This is a genomic window from Micromonospora sp. NPDC049529 (assembly GCF_055586685.1).
The window spans coordinates 337,122-358,273 of record NZ_JBVJHT010000007.1 but is presented as its reverse complement, the minus strand read 5'-3'; the positions used below and the strand labels follow the sequence as shown (position 1 = coordinate 358,273).

General features: G+C 71.5%; 22 protein-coding genes. 10 read left to right on the top strand and 12 right to left on the bottom strand.

Features of this window, described 5'->3' with window-relative positions:
- The first annotated feature begins 41 nt into the window (after positions 1 to 41).
- Positions 42 to 443 (top strand): GlcG/HbpS family heme-binding protein, encoded by a 402-nt coding sequence (locus ACZ6QQ_RS15025; protein WP_465876723.1) that lies wholly within the window; start codon positions 42 to 44, stop codon positions 441 to 443.
- On the opposite strand, the gene ACZ6QQ_RS15020 is transcribed toward ACZ6QQ_RS15025, so the two are convergent.
- Positions 444 to 1,358, bottom strand: coding sequence for an NADP-dependent oxidoreductase (locus ACZ6QQ_RS15020; RefSeq protein WP_465876722.1), 915 nt, complete (start codon positions 1,356 to 1,358; stop codon positions 444 to 446). It lies immediately after the preceding gene.
- Positions 1,359 to 1,564: 206 nt separating this feature from the next.
- Here ACZ6QQ_RS15020 and ACZ6QQ_RS15015 point away from each other — a divergent pair, with 206 nt between their 5' ends.
- Positions 1,565 to 2,431 carry an alpha/beta fold hydrolase gene (locus ACZ6QQ_RS15015; protein ID WP_465876721.1) on the top strand — a complete coding sequence of 289 codons (867 nt, stop codon included), beginning with the start codon at positions 1,565 to 1,567 and terminating at the stop codon, positions 2,429 to 2,431.
- A gap of 68 nt (positions 2,432 to 2,499) precedes the next feature.
- Here the strand turns inward: ACZ6QQ_RS15015 and ACZ6QQ_RS15010 are convergent, their stop codons facing one another.
- Together ACZ6QQ_RS15010 and ACZ6QQ_RS15005 are read right to left on the bottom strand one after the other, a co-directional pair.
- Complete coding sequence (locus tag ACZ6QQ_RS15010; RefSeq protein WP_465876720.1) at positions 2,500 to 2,628, bottom strand: hypothetical protein; 129 nt, start codon at positions 2,626 to 2,628, stop codon at positions 2,500 to 2,502.
- A gap of 156 nt (positions 2,629 to 2,784) precedes the next feature.
- Complete coding sequence (locus tag ACZ6QQ_RS15005; RefSeq protein WP_465876809.1) at positions 2,785 to 4,557, bottom strand: glycoside hydrolase family 15 protein; 1,773 nt, start codon at positions 4,555 to 4,557, stop codon at positions 2,785 to 2,787.
- 190 nt (positions 4,558 to 4,747) lie between these two features.
- Between ACZ6QQ_RS15005 and ACZ6QQ_RS15000 the strand changes: the two genes are divergently transcribed.
- Positions 4,748 to 5,779: an NADPH:quinone reductase gene (locus tag ACZ6QQ_RS15000; RefSeq protein WP_465876719.1), complete on the top strand. Its 1,032-nt coding sequence runs from the start codon at positions 4,748 to 4,750 to the stop codon at positions 5,777 to 5,779.
- Between the two features lie 5 nt (positions 5,780 to 5,784).
- On the opposite strand, the gene ACZ6QQ_RS14995 is transcribed toward ACZ6QQ_RS15000, so the two are convergent.
- On the bottom strand, positions 5,785 to 6,018 hold the full coding sequence (locus tag ACZ6QQ_RS14995) for a hypothetical protein (protein WP_465876718.1): 234 nt from the start codon (positions 6,016 to 6,018) through the stop codon (positions 5,785 to 5,787).
- Positions 6,019 to 6,300: 282 nt separating this feature from the next.
- On the opposite strand from ACZ6QQ_RS14995, the gene ACZ6QQ_RS14990 reads away from it, so the two are divergent.
- Together ACZ6QQ_RS14990 and ACZ6QQ_RS14985 are read left to right on the top strand one after the other, a co-directional pair.
- The gene (locus ACZ6QQ_RS14990; protein WP_465876717.1) at positions 6,301 to 6,753 is read left to right on the top strand and encodes a ribonuclease domain-containing protein; all 453 of its coding nucleotides are present in this window, start codon (positions 6,301 to 6,303) and stop codon (positions 6,751 to 6,753) included.
- 79 nt (positions 6,754 to 6,832) lie between these two features.
- Entirely contained in the window at positions 6,833 to 7,249 is a 417-nt protein-coding gene (locus ACZ6QQ_RS14985; protein WP_465876716.1) for a barstar family protein, read from the top strand.
- Between the two features lie 40 nt (positions 7,250 to 7,289).
- Here the strand turns inward: ACZ6QQ_RS14985 and ACZ6QQ_RS14980 are convergent, their stop codons facing one another.
- Positions 7,290 to 7,763: a hypothetical protein gene (locus ACZ6QQ_RS14980; protein WP_465876715.1), complete on the bottom strand. Its 474-nt coding sequence runs from the start codon at positions 7,761 to 7,763 to the stop codon at positions 7,290 to 7,292.
- A 29-nt stretch (positions 7,764 to 7,792) separates the two neighbouring features.
- On the bottom strand, positions 7,793 to 9,472 hold the full coding sequence (locus ACZ6QQ_RS14975; protein WP_465876714.1) for a fatty acid--CoA ligase: 1,680 nt from the start codon (positions 9,470 to 9,472) through the stop codon (positions 7,793 to 7,795).
- Positions 9,473 to 9,579: 107 nt separating this feature from the next.
- On the opposite strand from ACZ6QQ_RS14975, the gene ACZ6QQ_RS14970 reads away from it, so the two are divergent.
- On the top strand, positions 9,580 to 10,074 hold the full coding sequence (locus ACZ6QQ_RS14970) for an NUDIX domain-containing protein (RefSeq protein WP_465876712.1): 495 nt from the start codon (positions 9,580 to 9,582) through the stop codon (positions 10,072 to 10,074).
- 30 nt (positions 10,075 to 10,104) lie between these two features.
- On the opposite strand, the gene ACZ6QQ_RS14965 is transcribed toward ACZ6QQ_RS14970, so the two are convergent.
- Entirely contained in the window at positions 10,105 to 11,721 is a 1,617-nt protein-coding gene (locus ACZ6QQ_RS14965; protein ID WP_465876711.1) for an MDR family MFS transporter, read from the bottom strand.
- 226 nt (positions 11,722 to 11,947) lie between these two features.
- Between ACZ6QQ_RS14965 and ACZ6QQ_RS14960 the strand changes: the two genes are divergently transcribed.
- From ACZ6QQ_RS14960 to ACZ6QQ_RS14950, 3 genes are all read left to right on the top strand, one after another.
- The gene (locus tag ACZ6QQ_RS14960) at positions 11,948 to 13,252 is read left to right on the top strand and encodes an MFS transporter (protein WP_465876709.1); all 1,305 of its coding nucleotides are present in this window, start codon (positions 11,948 to 11,950) and stop codon (positions 13,250 to 13,252) included.
- A gap of 85 nt (positions 13,253 to 13,337) precedes the next feature.
- Positions 13,338 to 15,167, top strand: a complete 1,830-nt coding sequence (gene rfaE2, locus ACZ6QQ_RS14955; protein ID WP_465876707.1) for a D-glycero-beta-D-manno-heptose 1-phosphate adenylyltransferase — start codon at positions 13,338 to 13,340, stop codon at positions 15,165 to 15,167.
- A 14-nt stretch (positions 15,168 to 15,181) separates the two neighbouring features.
- Positions 15,182 to 16,114, top strand: coding sequence for a glycosyltransferase family 2 protein (locus ACZ6QQ_RS14950; protein WP_465876807.1), 933 nt, complete (start codon positions 15,182 to 15,184; stop codon positions 16,112 to 16,114).
- Positions 16,115 to 16,187: 73 nt separating this feature from the next.
- On the opposite strand, the gene ACZ6QQ_RS14945 is transcribed toward ACZ6QQ_RS14950, so the two are convergent.
- The 5 genes from ACZ6QQ_RS14945 to ACZ6QQ_RS14925 all read right to left on the bottom strand — a co-directional run bounded on the left by ACZ6QQ_RS14945 (position 16,188) and on the right by ACZ6QQ_RS14925 (position 20,598).
- Positions 16,188 to 17,291 (bottom strand): glycosyltransferase family 9 protein, encoded by a 1,104-nt coding sequence (locus ACZ6QQ_RS14945; RefSeq protein WP_465876706.1) that lies wholly within the window; start codon positions 17,289 to 17,291, stop codon positions 16,188 to 16,190.
- A gap of 16 nt (positions 17,292 to 17,307) precedes the next feature.
- The gene (locus ACZ6QQ_RS14940) at positions 17,308 to 18,024 is read right to left on the bottom strand and encodes an Hsp20/alpha crystallin family protein (protein ID WP_465876704.1); all 717 of its coding nucleotides are present in this window, start codon (positions 18,022 to 18,024) and stop codon (positions 17,308 to 17,310) included.
- Positions 18,021 to 18,536 (bottom strand): DUF2231 domain-containing protein, encoded by a 516-nt coding sequence (locus ACZ6QQ_RS14935; protein WP_465876702.1) that lies wholly within the window; start codon positions 18,534 to 18,536, stop codon positions 18,021 to 18,023. Before ACZ6QQ_RS14935 ends, ACZ6QQ_RS14940 begins: the two co-directional genes overlap by 4 nt.
- Positions 18,537 to 18,675: 139 nt before the next feature.
- On the bottom strand, positions 18,676 to 19,980 hold the full coding sequence (locus tag ACZ6QQ_RS14930; RefSeq protein WP_465876700.1) for an FAD-dependent oxidoreductase: 1,305 nt from the start codon (positions 19,978 to 19,980) through the stop codon (positions 18,676 to 18,678).
- 72 nt (positions 19,981 to 20,052) lie between these two features.
- A complete protein-coding gene (locus ACZ6QQ_RS14925) occupies positions 20,053 to 20,598 on the bottom strand; it encodes a GNAT family N-acetyltransferase (RefSeq protein WP_465876698.1) in 546 nt (181 codons plus the stop codon).
- A gap of 108 nt (positions 20,599 to 20,706) precedes the next feature.
- Between ACZ6QQ_RS14925 and ACZ6QQ_RS14920 the strand changes: the two genes are divergently transcribed.
- A complete protein-coding gene (locus ACZ6QQ_RS14920; RefSeq protein WP_465876697.1) occupies positions 20,707 to 21,084 on the top strand; it encodes an ArsR/SmtB family transcription factor in 378 nt (125 codons plus the stop codon).
- Positions 21,085 to 21,152 lie beyond the last annotated feature (68 nt).

Sequence of the window (21,152 nt, the reverse complement as noted above, 5' to 3'; positions counted from 1 at the left end):
CCGGCGGAGGTTTCCCGTCCCGTCTCGTCGAAGGAGTGCTGATGTCCGTACTGAAACTGTCCGACGCGCGTCAGGTGATCGCCGCCGCCGAGGCCCGCGCGAACGAGATCGGCCAGCCGCAGAACATCGCCGTGGTGGACACCGGTGGCAACCTGGTCGCGCACGTCCGGATGGACGGTGCCTGGCTCGGCAGCGTCGACATCAGCATCAACAAGGCATGGACGGCGCGGGCCTTCGACCTCCCGACCAAGGAGCTGGCCCCGAGCGCCCAGCCGGGCAAGCCGTTCTTCGGCATCCACACCACGAACCACGGTCGGGTGGTCATCTTCGCCGGTGGCATCCCGCTGATACGTGACGGCAAGGTGGTCGGGGCGGTCGGCGTCAGCGGCGGCACCGACGAGCAGGACCAGACCGTCGCCGAGGCCGGCGCCGCCGCCTTCTGACTAGGGGGTCAGCACCACCTTGCCGCGTACCCCGCCGGCCTCCACGATCCGGTGCGCCTCGGCCGCGCTGGCCAACGGCAACGTGGTCGCGACCCGGGTCCGCAGCCGGCCCCGGGCGACCTCGACGATCAGCTCACCCAGCCGGTCCCGGTCGAACTGGATCAGGACGACCTGCTGCCGGACGCCCCGTGCCGGGTCGACCGGCGGGGTGGGGCGGGTGGTGACCAGGACCCCGCCGTCGGCGACCGCCACCGCGGCCGACTCGGCCAGCGGCACCGCGTCCAGCACCGCCGGCACCGGGCCGATCCCGGCCAGGTCGACCTCCTTCGGTACGACCTGCGCCACCCCGAGGTCGCGTACCCACTCCTCGTCGTCGCGGCCGGCGACGGCGAGCACCCGGTGCCCGGCCTGTACCGCCAGTTGGGTGGCGAAGCCGCCGACGCCGCCGCTCGCACCGGTGACCAGGACGGTGGACGCGGGCGGCAGGGTCATCAGGTCGAGTGCCTGACGGGCCGTCAACGCGTTCAGTGGCACGGTGGCGGCAACCGCCGGGTCCAGCCCGTCGGGCAGCGCCACGATCCAGTCGGTGTCGGCGGCGATCAGTTCGGCGTACGCCCCGACCGCGCCACGGGTCCGGTACCAGGGCACCATGCCGACCACCCGGTCACCGGGCCGGTACTCGCCACCACCCTCGCCTACCTCGACCACCTCACCGGCGAAGTCCCAGCCGGGCAGGAACGGCGGCTCGACCGGCCCGCCGGGGATGAGTCCGAGCCGGGCCGCCACGTCGGCCGGATGGACCACCGCGGCCAGCACCCTGACCAGCACCTGCCCCGGACCGGGGACCGGGTCCGGCCGCTCGATCACCTGCAACACCTCCGGACCGCCCTGCGCGGTCACCGCTACCGCCTGCATCGATCGGCCTCCTTCTGACTCAGAGGTATCGTCGACAATCAACGTGGTGATCGCAATGGGCATCGTTCGCCGCCGGACCCGATGTGCGGTACACGGCATCATCGGAGAAGCTGCGGACCGACGCGCCGATGGTGGGTGGTCGGCCGGAAGCGGGGTAAATTCCTGATTCCCGGATCTGTCGGGGCAGTGCGGTCGATACTGCCAGCATGATTCCCGTGCATCACCGGACCGCGACGGTCGACGGCTTCGAGGTGTTCTACCGCGAGGCCGGCAATCCGACCTCACCCACCCTCGTTCTGCTGCACGGCTTCCCGACCAGTTCGCACATGTTCCGCGAGCTGATTCCCGCGCTCGCCGACCGTTACCACCTGGTGGCCCCGGACCATCTCGGCTTCGGCTATTCCGCCGCCCCGAGCATGACCGACTTCCCCTACACCTTCGACGCGCTCACCGACGTCACCGCCAAACTGCTGGACCAGCTCGCCATCCGCCGGTACGCGATCTACATGCACGACTACGGCGCACCGATCGCCCTGCGGCTGTTCCTACGCAGGCCCGATCAGATCAGCGCGATCATCAGCCAGAGCGGTAACGCGTACATGGAGGGGTTCGTGGACGCGTTCTGGTCGCCGCTGTTCGCGTACGCGAAGGCGCCCGGTCCGGAGACGGAAAAGACGGTTCGGGCGGCGTTCACGCCCAAGGAGGTCCGTTGGCAGTACGAGAACGGCGTCTCCGACACCAGCCTGATCAGCCCGGACGCGTACCTGCACGCGCAGGGCATCCTCGACCGGCCGGGTAACGACGAGATCCAGCTCCAGTTCTTCCGCGACTACAAGACGAACCTCGACGTCTATCCGGCCGCCCAGGACTGCTTCCGGCGTACGAAGGTGCCACTGCTCGCGGTCTGGGGCGGCAACGACGAGATCTTCGGGCCGGACGGGGCCCGCGCCTTCCAGCGGGACCTGCCGGACGCCGAGGTGCACCTGCTCGACACCGGGCACTTCGCCCTCGAAACCCACCTCGACCCGATCGCCGGTTACATCCGGGGCTTCCTCGGCCGAACCCTCGCCTGAACGCGTCCCGCCCCGGAACCGAACGGGCCCCCGACCCGGCGGGGTCGAGGGCCGTCCGGTGTGGTCCCTCAGTTGACCAGAAGACTGCCGCAGCCGGCGCACGCGCCGATCAGGGCGGCCAGTGCCATGACGGCCGTTGCTGCCAGCAGCAGCCACCGTTCTCCACGCGGTGGCAGCTGATTGGGGTGTTCGTTCATTGCCGGGCTGTGCCCCTCTCGGATCGAACAGGATGGACCCCCGCCGGACCAGTGGGCAGAGGTCCACTGGTCGGGCGAGGGTCCTACGTCCATGGGCGTACCGGATGGTCCGCTCTCGTCAAGAACGAACATGAATGCCCGTGGTGACGTTCCGGTTCAGGTCTCGGTGAGTCGCCACGCCGTGTTGACCAACGCCATGTGGGAGAACGCCTGCGGCATGTTGCCCAACTGCTCCCCCGTGCGCGGATCGAACTGCTCCGCGAAGAGCCCGAGATCGTTGGCGCGCGCGGTGAGGCTCTCGAACATCGTGGCGGCGCGGTCCCGCTCACCCGTCTGCGCCAAGCAGTCGACCAGCCAGAACGAGCAGAGGAAGAAGGTCGCCGGATCGCCGTCCCAGCGCCGGACCAGCCCGTCGACCGACAACTCGCGTTCGATCCGGTCGATGGTCGCCCGCATCCGCGAATCCGTGGCGGGCAGGAACCCCCAGATCGGCAGGGTCAGCACCGAGGCGTCCAGCCGGTCCGAGTCGAAAGCCCCGGTGTACGCCCCCACCTGCGGATTCCAACCCCGCGCCAGCACCGTGGCCCGAACCTCGTCGCGGGCCCGTGCCCAGCGCTCGATGTCCGCCGCGTCGCCGATCCGTTCACCGAACAGGACGGCCCGGTCCAGCGCCACCCAGCAGCACACCTTGGACGACAGGTAGTGCCGCTGCGCGTCGCGCGCCTCCCACATGCCCGCGTCGGGCAGGTGCCAGCTCGCGGCGGCCTGGTCGGCCAGCGACCGCAACAGGTGACAGACCGACTCCCGCATCGGATCGAGGTAGTCCCGCAGCAGCCAGGCCGCGTCGAGAACCTCACCGAGTACGTCCGACTGGCGCTGCCGCCAGGCGTCGTTGCCGACCAGCACCGGTTTGCTGCCCGCGTACCCGCCGAGGGTGTCGAGGGCGTGTTCGGTCAGGTCCCGCTCGCCCTCGGGCCCGTACATGATCGGCACCCGTTCGTCGGTGACCCGGCCCACCGACTTGGCCACCCAGTCGAAGAGCCGGTTCGCCTCGTCCGGGCAGGCCGCCACCCACAGGGCGCGCATCGTGAGGGCGAAGTCGCGCAACCAGGCGTACCGGTAGTCGTAGTTGCGGTCGCCGCCGATCTCCTCGGGCAGTGACGTGGTGCCGGCGGCCACCACGGCGCCACTGGGCCCGTAGGTCAGTCCCTGTAACACCAGTGAGCTGCGGCGTACCTGGTCGCGGTACCGGCCCCGGTAGTTGTGGTGGTGCATCCAGGACCGCCAGCCGGTCACCGTGTCGGCGAGTGCGTCGGGCACGTCCCCGGCGGCCAGCCTCCGGGCGCCGTCGCCGTAGGTGGGCGAGTAGGTGACGGCGAAGGTTTCCCGTTGGCCGGCGTCGACGGTGAACCGGGCCGAGGCGTCGATGTGGTCACGGTCGACGGGCACGCTCCCGGTCAGCGTGAGCGTGGTCGCCCCGGCGGTCGCGGTGACCTCCCCGTTCTCGACCGTCAGGTACGCGGTCACCCGGCCGTACTCGAAGCGCGGGGCGAAGAACATCAGCATCGGTACGCTCCCCGACAGCCCCTCCACCGTACGGAGCAGCATGGCGGGCGAACGCCGACCGATCTGGTGACCGCGTGCGCCCGGTTCCAGCGCGAGCGCGTCGGTCACCGCCACCGTCCCCGCCCCGGTGGCGAAGACCGTACGCAGCACCAACGTCTCGTCCAGGTACTCCCGTTCCACCTCGAAGTCCGCTTCGGGGCGGATCGTCCAGTGCCCACCGGCCTCGTCCAGCATCCGGGCGAAGACCGACGGGCCGTCGAACCGCGACGGGCACCACCAGTCCACCGCACCGTCCCGGCCGACCAGCGCACCCGTACGGCCGTCGGCCAGGAAGCCGTAGTCGCCGATCCGGTTGCCGCTCACCGGCTCACCGTCCGCCACAACCCCACCTCCCCGACCGGGAAGCACCCCGGATACCCGCGCATCGCCGCGCTAACCGGTCAGGGGGTGTGCCCCGACGCCGACCGGTCGTACGAAGCAAATTCGCCAACCACCACGAAGCTCCCCATGAGCGGGGAAAATGGGGTCAACCGCGCCAGCCAGGGGGACCACCATGAAGGCAGCCGTCTACACCCGCACCGGCGATCCCGGCGTGCTGGAACTGGTCGACCAGCCGGTCCCCGAACCCGAGCCGGGCGAGGTGCTGGTCAGGATGGCCTTCGCCGGTGTCAACCCGACCGACGTCAAGGCCCGGTCCGGCGACGGCAGCCCACCCCCGTACGGCTGGCAGGTCCCCGGCCAGGACGGCGCGGGCGTGATCGAGGCGACCGGTCAAGGGGTGGACTCGACCCTGGTCGGCGAGCGTGTCTGGGTCTGGGAAGCGGCCGTGAGCCGCCCCTGGGGTACGGCAGCCGAGTACACCCTCGTACCGTCCCGGCAGATCGTCCTGCTCGGCCCGGCGCCGTTCGAGGTCGGCGCGGCGCTCGGCGTGCCGTTCCTGACCGCCCACCGTTGCCTGACGGTCGGCGAGCTGATGCCCCGGCACCTCGACCTCGGCAGCCTGGCCGACCACGTCGTACTCGTCCAGGGCGGCGCGGGCGCGGTCGGCAACGCGGCGATCCAGCTCGCCCGCTGGGCCGACGCCACCGTCATCGCCACGGTCAGCAGCCCGGAGAAGGCCCAGTTGGCCGCCGCCGCCGGTGCCTCACACGTGATCGACTACCAGCAGCAGGACGTGGTCGCCGAGGTGCGGAAGATCGCCCCGCGCGGGGTCGACACCATCGTCGAGGTGGCCGGGGACCGGAACGCGTCGATCGACGCGCAGGTGATCGGCCACGCCGGGGTGGTCTCCGTCTACTCGTTCGGCGGCGACGGCACCCTGACCCTGCCGGCGATGCAGCTCATGCCGCCCGGTGCCCGCTGGCAGTTCGTGACGATCTACCAGGTGCCGGCCGCGGCGAAGGCGCAGGCCGTACAGGATGTGGCGACGGCGGCGACCCAGGGCGGCATCCGGGTCGGCGCGGACGCCGGCCTGCCGCTGCACTACTACCCGCTCGCCGAGGCCGCCGAGGCGCACGCGGCGGTGGAGAACTCGGCGGTCGGCAAGGTCCTGATCGGCGCCGCCCAGGAGCAGTCGGCGGCGTAGCCCGCTCAGCCGCTGCGGCGGTTGCCCCACTGGCGCGGCCCCTGGACCGAACCCCGGCCGCCGAAGCTCTTGCCCTTGCCCTGCGGCTGCTGCTGCGCGGAACCCTTGCCCCGGCGGGCCGCCCGGTTCAGGAAGGCGGGAGCGTCGTCCTCGGCCGTGGCGTCGTCCTCGGCCGGGTCGGTGCCCTCGGTCGACTCGGTCACGTCGTCGGTGTTCTCGGGGCCACTCGGATCCGGCATCGTCTCTCCCTGCAGCTCGTGGGTACGGGTCACACGACAGCGCCGGGCTCCGCACGGGGAATTCACCGAAGCTTACGGCCACCCGCGAGAGCCGCCGCACCCGACCAACCGGACGGCCGCCCCGACCCCGAGCGCCTTCCGGTACGCCCGGGGCCGAGGCGGAAACATATGGTAGATCATCGATTAAATTAACCTTTTCCCCCTTCCGGGGCAGGGATCCACTACCGAGGATGGATCACGACCCGCACACCCCCGCGGACTTCCCGGCACTGGAGGCCCACCATGACCGTCCTCGCCCCGCTCGCCGCCGTCGCCCGATCGCGACCGCAGCGCCTGCTCCCCAGCTTCGCCCTGCTCATCGCCATGATCGCCGCGTTGCTGGTCGGTCCGGCCGTGGTGGCTCCGACGCACACCGACTCGGCCTCCGCCGCCGTCTACAGCTCGTGCACCATCTCCCGCTGCGCCGACGCCCGCACCGCCCGCAGCGGTTGGGCCAGCCGGGGCTTCCCGACGGCGCGCGGCTGGGTCAGCTGGAGCGGCGGGCTCTCCAACTACGCCGGTGGCCGGCACATGAACTACGAGGGCCAGCTCCCGACGAACGCCACCTACTACGAGTACGACGTCTACCCGCGCCGCCAGGGTGCCGCCCGCGACGCCTACCGGATCGTGGTCAACAAGGCCACCGGTGCGACCTGGTTCACCCCGAACCACTACGCGGACTTCTACCGGCTCTGACCGACCGGTCCGTACCGTCGGGCCGGGCGGCACCCCGTCCGGCCCGACAGCTCCGCCACCAGAACGACGAGGGAACCCGATGTCAGAACCGACCGGTCCGCAACTGCCACTGTGGCTGAGCGTGTCGAGCACCGCCGACGTACCGCCGGGCGCACTGGTGGTATCAGGTGCGGCCAGCCGTACCCGCCACGCGCTGTTCACCGAATGGGCGGCGGCGCTGGCCTTCCCGGACTACTTCGGCCGAAACTGGGACGCCCTGGCGGACGTGCTGCGGGACCTGGTCGAGGAGCGGCCGCACACGCTGGTCGTGACCGACGCCGCCGAGGTGCTCGCCGACGAGCCGCCCGCGCAGTTCGCCACCCTGCTGGCCGTACTGGGCTCGGTCGGGGTCGGGGCGGACGACAGCGGTTCGGGGCCGGCGCTGCGGGTCGTGCTGAACACCGGGCCGGACGACGCACCCGCCCTGCGGGAACGGGTCGCCACCGCGCTGACCTGAGCCCGCCCCGGCCGGGTTACGGCGGTAGCACCGGGCAGGTTTACGGCAGCTCCATGGTCTGGGCGACGAAGATCTCGGCCAGCGCCGCGTCGAGGTAGTCGGCGAGCGGCCGGCCGGTGACCGCGAGCAGGTCGGCGACGAGCAGCGGCGCGTGCCGGGCCATCGCCGCCGGCTCGATCCGTGGCGCCTCCTCCTCGGCGGCATGTACGCCGAGCGCGGCCGTCAGGAGCAGCACCAGCACCGTCGGGTCCAGTTCCGGGAACCAGGCGATGTTGTCGACGGCGCACCGCTTCAGGACCAGTTGCAGGTCGTCGCTGTCCAGCCCGTCCGGGTGCACCTCCTCCAGCAGCATCCGGACCACCCCGCCGAGCACCAGCCCGACCTGCTCCGGATTACGGGCCGCCAACTCCACCGCCGCCCGCTCGTACGCCTGCGCGTCCCGCTCCACAGCCGCCGCCACGGCGACCTGCGCCGCCCGCCCGATCACCCGCCCCACACCCACCCCTGCTCCCATGCACCCATTCAACTCGCCGTGGCGGTCCACTACCCCTGTGGGGCGAGGGTTTCGACGGTGAGGGTGTTGGCGGCGTGGGTGGCGCGGATCTGCTTCTTGTCGAACTTGCCGACGCTGGTCTTCGGTACCACGTCGACGAAGGTCCAGCGCTCGGGGAGCTGCCACTTCGCCACCCGCTCGGCGAGGAAGTCGCGTAGTTCGGCGGCGGTGGCGGTGGCGCCGTCGCGGAGCACCACGGCGGCCAGCGGGCGCTCGTCCCACCGCTCGTCCGGCACCCCGACCACGCAGGCCTCGTGCACCGCCGGATGGGCCATCAGGTGGTTCTCCAACTCGACCGACGAGATCCACTCCCCACCGGACTTGATCACGTCCTTGGCCCGGTCGGTGAGGACCAGGTAGCCGTCCGGGGAGAGGGTGCCGACGTCGCCCGTACGCAGCCAGCCGTCGCGGAACTTCTCCGGGTCGGGCGTCTCCTCCCCGACGTACCGCGAGGTGACCCAGGGGCCGCGGACCTCCAGCTCGCCGACGGCCCGGCCGTCGGCGGGCATCGGCTCACCGGCGGGGCCGACGATCCGGGCCCGCACCGCCGCCGGCAGCCGCCCCTGGGTGTAGCGGTACGCCCAGGCGTCGTCACCGGAGGCGCCGGCCGGTGGGCGGGCCACCGAACCGAGCGGTGACATCTCGGTCATCCCCCAGGCGTGGATCACGTCGATCCGGTGCCGGTCGTGGAAGGCGTGCATCAGCGACGGTGGGCAGGCCGAGCCGCCGACGATCACCTCGGTCAGCGACGAGGTGTCGACCGGGTTCGCGTCCAGGTGGGCGAGGAGGTCGTTCCAGATCGTCGGTACCGCGCCGGCCAGGGTCGGCCGCTCGGTGGCGATCATCCGGGCGATCGGGGCGCCCTGGAGGAACCGGTCCGGCATGATCAGCGAGGCGCCGGACATCAGCGCAGCGTAGGGGATGCCCCACGACATGGCGTGGAACATCGGCACGATGGCCAGTTCCCGGGTGGTCGGGCCGAGCCCGAAGCCCTCCGCCATGCAGATCTGCATCGAGTGCAGCCAGATCGACCGGTGCGAGTAGGCGACACCCTTGGGGTGGCCGGTGGTGCCGGAGGTGTAGCAGAGGGCGGCGGCGTCGCGTTCGTCCAGCTCCGGCCAGTCGTACCGTTGCGGCCTGTCCCGCAGCAGGTCGGCCCAATGGTGTACGGCGACCGTCCGGCCGCCGGCGGCCGCCGCCTCGACCAGCGGTGCCGGGTCGCCGCCACCGACCACCACCAGGTGTTCGACCGTGGTCAGTTCCGGCAGTACCCGGGCCAGCAGCGGGATCAGGGTGGTGTCGACCAGGATCACCCGGTCGGCTGCGTGGTTGGCGATGTAGGCGACCTGGTCGGGGAAGAGTCGCAGGTTGAGGGTGTGCAGCACCGCGCCCATGCTCGGTACGGCGAGGTAGGCGACTAGGTGCTCGTTGTTGTTCCACATGAACGTGGCGACCCGCTGGTCCCCGGTGACCCCGAGGTCGTCGCGGAGCGCGTACGCGAGTTGCGCGGCGGCGGCACCGACCTCGGCGTACGTCATCCGGCGGGTGGGGCCACCGGCGGCCGGGTCGGCTCCGGTCCAGGTGACCACCTCGGAGCCGCCGTGCACCGTGCTGCCGTGTTCGAGGATCCGCGAGACCTGGAGGGGAACGTCCATCATGGTGCTGCGCATGCGTCACAAACTAGTGGCCCAGTTCACATCTTGGAAACCCTTGTGACCCTCGGCCGGCCCCGGAACAGCCACCGTTCCGCCCGTGTCCGCTGCCCTAGAGTGATCGGATGAGCAGCATTTCGTGGGCGGAGTCCTACCTCGGGCAGCTTCGTACGCTGGCCGGTGACCGAACCCTGATGTTCGTCGGTGCCCGGGGCGTGGTGCGGGACGCGGCCGGTCAGATCCTGCTGATCGAACGGTCCGACAACGGCGACTGGGCGATGCCGGCCGGGGCGATGGAACTCGGCGAGTCGATCAGCGACTGCGTGACCCGGGAGGTGTGGGAGGAGACCGGGCTGCGGGCGGAGGCGGTCACCCCGTTCGCCTTCTACACCGGCCCGGAGCGCACCTTCACCAACATGTACGGCGACACGTACCAGCTCTTCGTGGTCGCGTTCCGGATCGAGACCTGGTCCGGTGAGCTGTTGACGGTCACCGACGAGACCACGAACGCGGGCTTCTTCCCGCCCCGGAGCCTGCCCACCCCGATCGCCCCGACGGTGTCCGAGACCCTGGACGACCTGGCCGTGTTCGAACGCACCGGCCAACTCGTACTCAAGTAGGCCGGTGCGTTCGTTCGTCCGCGGTCGCCGTCAGATCATCGTCTGCGCGTTGGCTTCCATGTCGGTCGCGGCGTCGTCGTGCGACTCCTTGTCCAGCGGTGTGCCGGCGGCTCCGGCACCGCGCAGTTCCGCGTTGGGCATCAGCAGGGTGAGCACCACCGCCACGATCGCGATCAGGCCGGCGACCAGGAAGACCAGGTGCAGCCCGCTGACGAAGCTCTGCTGTACGGCGTCGCGGAGCGGGTCGGGCAGCGCCATGATCTTCGCCGGTTCGTTGATCGAGAACGTGCTCGGGTCGATCGGGGCCTGCTGCTCCGGCGGCAGCTTGGACAGGGCCGTCGGCAGCCGGTCGGTGAGTCCGCCGGTCAGCCGGGTGGAGAGCAGGGTGCCGAGGATGGCCACCCCGAACGAACCGCCGAGCGACCGGAAGAAGGTGACGGTCGACGTACCGGCGCCGAGGTCGCGTACCTCGACCGAGTTCTGCACACCGAGGATCAGCGACTGCATGCAGAGGCCGAGACCGATACCGATGATCACCATGTAGAGGAACGCCAGCCAGAGCGTGGAGCGCACCTGGAGTTGGGTGAACAGCAGCATGCCGAGCACCAGCATCAGGGCCCCGGCCACCGGGAACCACTTGTAGCGGCCGATCCGGCTGATCGCCCGCCCGGTGAGCACCGAGGTGACGATGATGCCGGCCATCATCGGCAACATCAGCAGACCGCTGTTGGTCGGTGACGCGCCCTTGACGATCTGAAGGTAGAGCGGGATGAAGATGATCGACCCGAACATCACCAGGCCGAGGATGAAGGAGGCCGCGTTGCCCAGCGCGAAGGTCCGGCGGCGGAACAGGCCGAGCGGCAGGATCGGCTCGGAAACCCGCGACTCCTGCCACAGGAAGACCGCCGCGAGCAACGCGCCGACCGCGAACAGGCTGAGGATGAGCGGGGAGGCCCAGGCGTACTCGTTGCCGCCCCAGCTCAGCGCGAGCAGCAGCGCGCTCACCGAGGCGACCAGCAGGCCGGCGCCGAGCCAGTCGACCGAATGCTGCCGCTTGACGAACGGGATCAGCCGCATCACGTAGTAGCTGACGATGATCGCGACGATCGCCAGCGGCACGTTGATGTAGAAGATCCAGCGCCAGTTGTGCTCGGCGAAGTAACCACCGACCAGCGGGCCGGCGACCGAGGCGATGCCGAAGACCGCGCCGAACAGCCCCTGGTAGCGACCGCGTTCCCGGGGTGCCACCACGTCCGAGATGATGGTGAAGGCGAGGGTCAGCAGACCGCCGGCGCCGATGCCCTGGATCGCCCGGGTGATGATCAGCTGGGTCATGTCCTGGGAGAGGCCGGCGAGTGCCGAGCCGACCAGGAACGTGCCGATCGAGAACAGGAAGACCGGCCGGCGGCCGTAGAGGTCGGCCATCTTGCCGTACAGCGGTGTCGAGGCGGTCGACGCCAGCAGGTACGCGGTCACCACCCACGAGTAGTGGTTGATCCCGCCCAGCTCGCCCACGATCGTGGGCAGTGCCGTACCGACGATCGTCTGGTCCAGAGCGGCCAGCAGCATGCCGGTCATCAGACCGCTCATCAGGAGCAGGATCTGCCGGTGACTCAACGTCGGCCGGGCGTTTTCGGCGGTCGTCATCGTGCTTTCTCCCCCCGCCGGCACGGAACATGCCTGGCGGGTGGCACTCTTCCACCGCCACCACGACGCTTACCTGCCGGCCGGCCAGTATGTGATCCCCGGCATCCCGAAGATCAGAGAACGCTGGGAAACCGAAGGTCAACACCGGTACCCCCGGGAAAATCGGCTCGACGGAACGGGCCCGATCCGGAACCATCCGCCAGGTGACGACGGAACCGACCACGAGGTGAGAACCGGCCTGCTCCGGCGCCTGGCACTGGACCTCACCCCGCTGCGTACCTCCCGGGACTTCAGGCTCGTCTTCGGCGCCGCCGGGATCTCCGGCTTCGGGTCGTTCATCACGTACGTCACCGTTCCGTACCAGGTGTACGAGATGACCAAGGATCCGCTGCTGGTCGGGCTGCTCGGCGTGGTCGAACTCGTACCCCTGCTCCTGATGGGTTTCGTCGGCGGTGCCCTCGCCGACTACCTGGACCGGCGCCGGCTGGTGCTCGGCGGCGAGATCGGGCTCACTCTGCTCTGCGGTGTGCTGCTGGTGAACTCGCTCTCCGACCAGCCGCACCTGTGGCTGCTCTACCTGGTCGCCGGGCTGACCGCCGCGGTCGACGGCCTGCAACGCCCGGCGCTGGAGGGGCTCACCCCACGGCTGGTCACCCCGGCCGAGATCCCGGCGGCCAGCGCGCTCAACTCGCTGCGCATGCAGGTCGCCCAGCTCGCCGGGCCGGCCCTGGCCGGGGTGCTGATCGCCTCGGTCGACCTGGCCTGGGTGTACGCCATCGACCTGGCCACCTTCGCCGCCTCGCTCGGCTGCCTGGCGCTGGTCCGGGCGGTCCCGCCGCCACCGGCCGCCGACCGCCCCTCGGTGCGTTCGGTGCTGACCGGCCTGCGGTACGCCCGCAGCCGCCCCGAACTGCTCGGCACCTACCTCGTCGACATCAACGCGATGTTCTTCGGCATGCCGCAGGCGCTCTACCCGTTCATGGCCGACAAGCTCGGCGGACCAGCCGTACTCGGCCTGCTCTACGCCGCCCCGGCGGTCGGCTCGCTGCTCGCCACGCTCGGCTCCGGTTGGACCCGGCAGGTGCACCGGCACGGGTTGATGGTGGTGCTCGCGGCCGGCGCCTGGGGGCTGGCGATCCTCGCCTTCGGGCTGGTCGACTCGCTCTGGCTGGCGCTGGTCCTGCTCGCCCTGGCCGGTGCCGCCGACATGGTCTCCGGCCTGTTCCGGATGATCATCTGGAACCAGACCATCCCCGACCACCTGCGCGGCCGGCTGGCCGGAATCGAGATGCTGTCGTACTCGACCGGGCCGCTGCTCGGCCAGCTGCGGTCCGGGCTGGCCGCCCGCGTACTCGGCGTGAACGGCTCGATCGTCTCCGGCGGGCTGCTCTGCATCGTCGGCACGATCGCCCTGGCCGCCGCGCTGCCCCGGTTCCTGCGCTACGACGGGCGCGACGGCCTGGCCCGCAAGGAGGCCGAGGACACCGCCTGGGCCGCCGCCGCGACCGCGCCGCCCAGCACCGTCGGATAACCCCGATCGGGTACGAACACCACCAGAACCACCGTGCGCCGACCACCGCCCGGTTTGGCGCTGCCGACAGCGGGGACCCGCCGGCATGGTGATCGGAGCAGAGGACGATCGGCGACTCGCCGATGTGGTCGAGAGCTGGCTCGGGCGTGGCGTGCTGGTGGTCGGCGACGCGATGCTCGACGAGTGGCGGTTCGCCGATTCCGACCGGCTCTGCCGGGAGGCGCCCGCCCCCGTACTCACCCTGCGACGGCGGATCACCGCCGCCGGTGGTGCCGCGAACACCGCGGTGAACCTGAGCGCGCTCGGTGGCCGGGCCGCCCTGGTCGCACCGGTCGGTGCCGACGTGGCCGGCGACGAACTGCACGACTGCCTGGACCGGGCCGGGGTCTGGGACCGGACGATCTCGCAGAGCGGCCGCCGTACGGCGGTCAAACGACGCCTGCTCGCCGCCGACCAGATCCTGGTACGCGAGGACGAGGGCGACCGGGACGACCGGCTCTGCCCCGACGGGGTGCAGCGGCTGCTCGGCACCCTGGCCAGCGCCACCGGCGAACTGCACGAGGTCACCGGCGAACCGCCGACACTGGTGATCTGCGACTACGGCCTCGGTGCCCTGCCCGAGCCGATCCGCGCCTGGCTGGTCGAGCACCGCGACCTGTTCGGCACGGTGGCCCTCGACGCGCACGACCTGGCCTACTGGCGCGGTCTCGCCCCGACCGTGGTGACGCCGAGCTTCGCCGAGGCCACCCGCCTGCTCAACACCACCGGCCTGCTCAACGCGACCGGCCCGGCCGCGCCGTCGGGGCCGGCGGAGCCGTCCCGGCCGACGGGACCGCCGAGGGCGGCCGAGATCGTGGCCGGGCGGACACCCGGCGGGCAGCGCACGCCGACGGTGGAGATGCCGACGGTGGTGACCACGAGCGACGTACCGCCGCTGCCCGAGCGGCCGAGCGCGTTCACCGAGAGCACCACCGGCATCGGCACCGACCGGGCCGGGCTGGCCCGGTCCCACCTCGCCGAGATCCGGAAACGCACCGGGGCCGACGTGGTGGCGGTCACCCTGGACACCGATGGTGCCGTGGTCGGCGGCGCCGACGGCGAGCCCCGACGCAGCCACGCCACCCCGGTTCCGGCCAGCTACGCGGTCGGCGCCGGAGACGTGTACCTGGCCGCCATGACCCTGGCCCTGGCGGCGGGCGCACCGCTGCCGACCGCCGCCCAACTCGCCCAACTCGCCGCCACCAGCACCGTGGCGGGCACCGGCACGTGTGTCTGCGTACGCGAAGATCTGCTCGCGGCCCTCGGCTCGACCGGCGGCGGCGAGCCGGTGCCGGCGGTCGTCGACCACGGCGGACTCGACGCCCTGATCGCCGCCCACCGTCGGGACGGCCGTTCGGTGGTCTTCACCAACGGCTGCTTCGACGTCCTGCACCGGGGCCACGTCCGCTACCTCGACCAGGCCCGCCAACTCGGCGACGTGCTGGTGGTGGCGGTCAACTCGGACGACAGCGTGCGCCGGCTCAAGGGCGCCGACCGGCCGGTGAACCCGGTCGAGGACCGGGTCGCCGTGCTCGCCGCACTGGCCTGTGTGGACCACGTGGTGGTCTTCGAGGAGGACTCGCCGGCCGCCCTGATCGAGACCGTCCGGCCCGACGTGTACGTCAAGGGCGGCGACTACCCGCCCGAGATGGTCCCCGAGGCACCCCTGGTACGCCGGCTCGGCGGCCAGGTCCGCACCCTCGGGTACGTGCCCGACCGCTCCACCTCGGCCATCATCGAACGGATCCGGGCCCAGGGCGACGGCGCCGCCGGAGTCCCGGTGGTGCTCGCCGACGGCCCGCCCGCCCCCGCCCCCAACCCGATCGAGGGCCACGTCGACACGCACGTCGACAGTCCGAGCGGCAGTACGCCGTGAGCCGGCCGCCCGTCGTGAACCGGCCGCTGGCCTCGGACGACGCGGCGGACTTCCGGACCGACCGGCTGTTGGACGTCCTCGTACCGACCCGGAACCGCCCGGCCGAACTGGCCGTCACCCTGGCCGGGCTGGCCGCCCAGAGCGGGCCGGACGGGTTCGGGGTGGTGGTCAGCGACCAGTCCGGCGGCAGCCCGCCGTGGGCGCAACCCGCCGTCGCGGCGACCGTACGCGTGCTCCGCCACCGGGGCCACCCGGTGCTGCTCACCCGGCGGCTGCCCCGGCGCGGGCTGGCCGAACACCGCGCCTACCTGCTCGACCAGTCCCTCGCCCGGTACGTGCTCTTCCTCGACGACGACGTCTGGCTCGAACCGGACGCGGTGCAGCGGCTGGTCGACGCGATCGGGGAGCTGGACTGCGGTTTCGTCGGCAACGCCGTACACGGGCTGTCCTATCTGGACGACGTACGCCCGGAGACGCACCGGCACTACCAGGAGTGGGACGGGCCGCCGGTGCCGGAGGAGATCCGACCCGGCACACCGGAATGGGACCGGGCCCGGATCCATCCGGCCGCGAACCTGCTGCACGTCACCGAGGCGGTCGGGCTGGCACCGGGCCAGTGGCGGGCGTACAAGGTCTCCTGGATCGGCGGTTGCGTGCTCTACGACCGGCTCCGGCTGCACGCCTCCGGCGGCTTCGACTTCTGGCGCCAACTGCCGGAGAAGCACCAGGGCGAGGACGTGGCCGCCCAACTCGCGGTGATGGCCCGCTACGGCGGCGCCGGGATCCTGCCCAGCGGCGCCTACCACCTGGAGGCACCGACCACGGTCACCGACCGCCCGGTCGAGGCGTGGGAGATCGTCCTCGGCGACCGGTCCCTCGACCAACCAGCCTCGCTGGAACCGCAGGCCGCCTCGCTCGAAAGCCAGGCCGCCCTCGAACCGACGTAGTCCCCGGTTGAGCAGGTGACGTAGTCCCCGGTTCAGCAGGTCCGGGCGGGCGAAAACCGGCCGGTCGGCGGGGTCAGCGGGCGTCGGTCAGGTCGGCCACCGCCTCCAGCACCTCCACCACCGGTACGTCGGTGACGAAGGAAACCCGGTGCGGGCAGTCCCCGGCACCGGGCCGAGCCGGATAGATACCCCGGCTACAGTCGACCCCGCACTCCGGGCAGTGGATCGTCCAGGAGCCGATCGGCCGGTGCCGGGCCCGTAGCGGGGTGGCGCAGTTGATCAGATTGCCGACCCAGAAGATGCCGACCGTCGGCGTACCGACCGCCGCCGCGACGTGCACCGGTCCGGTGTCGTTCGCGATCACCACGGCACAGCCGGCGTAGAAGCCGAGCAGCCCGCCCAGCGACAACTCCCCGGCGAGGGAACGCACCGGCGCCCGCGCCGCGCCAACCACCTGCCCGGCCAGGTCCCGCTCCTGCGGGGTGCCGGTCACGAACACCTCGTACCCGTCGGCGACCAGCCGGTCGGCGACCTCGGCGAACCGCTCCGCCGGCCAGCGTCGGCGCGGGTCGCTGGCGCCCGGATGCAGGGCGATTCTCGGCCGGTCCGGCTCACCGACCACCGACCGGGCCTCGGCGAGGTCGGCGGGAGTCACGTGCAGGCGCGGGCTCACCGTCGCCGGGCTCGCCCCGACCAGGCCGGCGACCTCCAGATAGCGGAACACCTCGGGCTGGTAGAAGACGTACCGCAGCCACCGGTCCAACCCGGGTGCCCCGTCGGCGCGCAGTCCGGCGGTGACCCGCGCACCGAGCCCGGCGACGATCGGGTTCGAGTTTCCCCCGCCGCCGTGCATCTGCAGGGCCAGATCGAAGCGCTCCCGCCGGGCGGCGGCCAGGAAGTCGGCCATCGCGGCGGCCGACGGCGCCGGCTCGTCCGCTCCGGCGGTCCGGATCCCCTCGGCCGGCGGCACCACCAGCACCCGGTCCACCGGTCCGGGCCGGTCGGCGAGCAGGCCGACATGCCACGGTGCACCGATCAGGACCAGTTCGGCGTGCGGGTAGCCGGCCCGCAGCGCCTCCAGTGCGGGCAGCGCGAAAATGAAGTCACCCAACGCGTTCGCCCGAAGTACGGCGATCCGCTCGACATCCGGCACCAGGTCCCGTACCCGGCCGATCATCGCCCGTAGTCGCCGTTCAGCCGAAGCGGCGCCGGGCGGGCTGACTCGACCCCGCCTCCGGCTGGTGCAGTTCCCGGTCGGCGGCCGGATCACCGGTGCTCCGGGTCATCCCGCCGCTGGAGCGGGCCGAACTGCCCGCCGTCAACGCCGCCTCACCGACCCGACGCGCGGCGGCACCGGCCGGCAGGGCCGTACTTCCGTCGGTCGCGACCCCGCTCGCGCCGGCCCCCGTCCTGGTGTCCCCGGCCCTGGCGGCTCCGCTGCCTCTGGGCGGGGTGGACCGGCCCGACGGGTAACGCCGGCCGACGGTGATCGTCCGGCGGCCGGACCCGTTCGCCTTCGGTAACGCCACCGTCAGCAGGCCGTGGTCCATCACCGCGTCGATCCGCTCCAGGTCGACCTCACCGGGCAACCTGACCCTGTGCTCGAAAGCCCGTACCCGCGAGCCGGCACCGGGCATCCCACTGTCGGCGTTGACCTCTTCCTCCGACCTGGCCCGTACGCACAGGTCCCGGCCGTCGACCTCCACCGCCACCTCCTCCGGGGCGACGCCGGGCAGCCGGGCGACCACGTACCAGCCGTCGTCGCTGGCCACCAGCTCCACGTCCGGCGGGCCGCCCCCGGCACCGGCCAGCGCCGAGTTCACCATCCGCCCCAGCTCGGCGCGGAACGCGCGCAGCCCGGTCACCGCCTCACGGCCACGGTCGAGCCCTGCCTGCACCGGTTGACTCATCGGGTGTCTCCCATCCGGCCCATCCGGTCCGTCGCCGGAGCGGGACTCAGCGAACTGGGGGCGTTCAGGTCCGCGTCCGTGTCGACCCCTACACCGAGCCGGTCGACCAGTTCGCCGCCGAACCAGGAACCGAGACCAACTCCGGCGAGCGCCACCACCTCGATAGCGAAGATGGCCCCGCCGGCACCGCGCTCGTCGGCCGCCATCCGTACCGCCCAGATCGCGGCGAAGAGCAGGATCACCGCGAGGTTGACCGCCGCGTGGCTCACCCCGATCCGCTTGGCTCGGGTACGGGACGGGATCGCCAGCAGGTCGACCGCGCCGACCGCCGCCGCCAGCACACCCCCGATCAGCCCGATCAGGATGTTCCAGTACGCCGCCTCCCCGAAGAACCTCGGCCCGCCGACGATGTCGACGAGGTCGAAGATCACCGCGGTCACGAAGAGCGCGACCGGAAACATGACCAGCATCGGGTGCACCGGATGCCCCAGCGATTTGATCCGGCTTTCCATGGTCGCCTCCCAGCTCGGCGGGCTGTCCCGCGCTGGGCCCGTACCCGGCTGTGACCTGGACAAACCCGATCGCCAGCGATCGGAGGGGTCGGGTACGACACCGAGCGGCGGTTCGGTGTCGACCCGCCGCTGGGCATGGTCAGCCGCAGCAGCCGCCGGGTTGGGCTGTGGTCGGGTCGTCGGCGAAGGCCAGGTCGCTGGAGCAGACTCCGGTTTCCGGCAGTTGGAGTTGGACGTCCCGGGCGGCTTCCCAGTCTCCGGCGAGGGCGGCGACGACGGAGCGGACCTGTTCGTAGCCGGTGGCCATGAGGAAGGTGGGTGCGCGGCCGTAGCTCTTCATGCCGACGGTGTAGAAGCCGCGCTCGGGGTGGGCGAGGTCGTCGGCGCCGTGTGGTGGGACGGTGCCGCAGGAGTGCTGGTTCGGGTCGATCAGCGGGGCGAGCGCGCGGGGTGACTCCATGATCGGGTCGAGGTCGAGGCGCAGTTCGGTGCTGATGGTGTGGTCGGGCCGGAACCCGGTGGCGGCCACGATCCGGTCCACCGTCACCGCTCGTCGGCCGCCTGCGGCGTCGAGGGCTACCACTTCCACGCCGCCTGACGTGGCTTGCACGGTGTGTGCGGAGAATCCGGTGAGCAGGGTGATCCGGCCGGCTTCGACGTGGGCGTGGAGTCGGGTGCCGAGGGCGCCCCGGGCGGGTAGCGCGTCGTTGTCGCCACCGCCGTAGACGCGGGATGCGTTCGCGGCGCGGATCGCCCAGTACACGGTGGCGCCCGGTTCCTCGGCGGCGAGGTCGGCGAGGCTCAGCAGGGTGTTCGCGGCGGAGTGTCCGGCGCCGACGACGAGGACCCGGGCACCGGCGAAGCGGTCCCGGTCCGCGCCGAGCACGTCCGGCAGCGCCTGCTCGATCACACTGTGGGCGTCGGTTTCGCCGTGTGCCGGTAGTCCGTTGGCGCCGAGGACGTTGGGCGTGGTCCAGGTGCCGGAGGCGTCGATCACCGCACGGGCGAGGATCTCCTCAGCACTCCCGAGCCGGATGACGAACGGGGCGTCTTCCCGGCCTCGGGAGCGGACCCGGTCGAGACCGACCCGGCTGATCGCGACGACCCGGGCGTCGTAGCGCAGGTGCGGGGCGATCGCCGGGAGCTTCGCCAGCGGTTGCAGGTAGGAGTCGATGAGTTCCGCGCCGGTGGGGAGTTGTTCCGGGTCGGGTGCGGTCCAACCGGCGGTGTCGAGGAGCCTTCGTGCGGCGGTGTCGATGTCGTACCGCCATGGGCTGAACACCCGGACGTGCCCCCATCCGGCGACCGAGGCGGCGGCCTGCGGGCCGGCTTCCAGGACGACGAAGTCCAGGCCGCGTTCGGCGAGGTGCGCGGCGGCGGCCAGACCGACGGGGCCGGCGCCGATCACCGCGACGGGCAGGGTCTCAGGATTGCTGGTACTCATTCCGAACTCCTTGTCTCGACACTTTTCGAAGTAAGAGGTTGGACTGATCCCTGCCCCCGATGGGCCTCGCGGTCAGCCGATGGTGGTGCTGCGTCGTTCGATCAACACGACGTCACGCCAGGCACCGTGATGCTGGCCGACGCGTTCTCTGGTGCCGATAATTCGGAACCCGAGCCGTTGGTGTAGCGCAAGGCTGGCGGCGTTCTCCGGGAAGACGCCGGACTGGATGGTCCAGATCCCGGCGGTCTCGGTCGAGGCGATCAGGGTGTCGAGCAGGACGCGACCCACTCCCCGCCCGCGGGCGGCGGGGTCGACGTAGACGGAGTGCTCGACCACCCCGGCGTAGACCGGGCGGGCGGAGACGGCCGACACCGCGACCCAGCCGAGCACCTGCGCGGTGGCCGCGTCGGTCGCGACGTACCGGTGTTCAGGTAGCCGGGCGGTGTCGAAGGTCGCCCAGTCAGGGGCGGTGACCTCGAAGCTGGCATGACCGCCGTCGAGGCCCGCCTGGTAGATCGCCAGCACCAGGTCCGCGTCGGCCGGGGTCAACGGGCGTACGCGCAGCGGCCGGCTGCCGGTCGGCGCTGTAGTGCGATCCTGCCGGTCGGCTGGTGTCATGCGCGTCTGGTGCACGGCACATCCTCCGTACGGGTGTGGCGGTTGCTGTCTCGACGTTGCTCGAATCAGAGAGTTGCACGCTGTTTCGAGATCTGTCAATCTAGAGATATGTCGAAGCAGTCGACGTCCCTCAGCCTCACCGATCTCAACGCCGACGTGCCCTGCTGCGCACCGATGAGCGAGCAGCGGATCCCGGCTGAGACCGCCGCCGCACTCGCTCCCGCCTTCAAGGCCCTGGGTGACCCGATACGGCTCCGGTTGATGTCGATGATCGCCTCAGCGCCGTCCGGGGAGATCTGCGTGTGCGACCTCACCCCGGCCTTCGACCTGACCGGCCCCACCATCTCGCATCACCTGAAGACCCTGCGGGACACCGGGCTGGTCGACGCCGAACGGCGTGGCACCTGGGTCTACTACCGGGCGCGGCCCGGCATCATGCGGCAACTCGCGAGCCTCCTCGCGATCGAGGCCCCCGCGTCTGCGTAGGCAGCAAGCGAGACCGGCAGGACGACCTACGGCAGTGGGTCCCTCGCGCGACGCGAGAAAGATTGTCG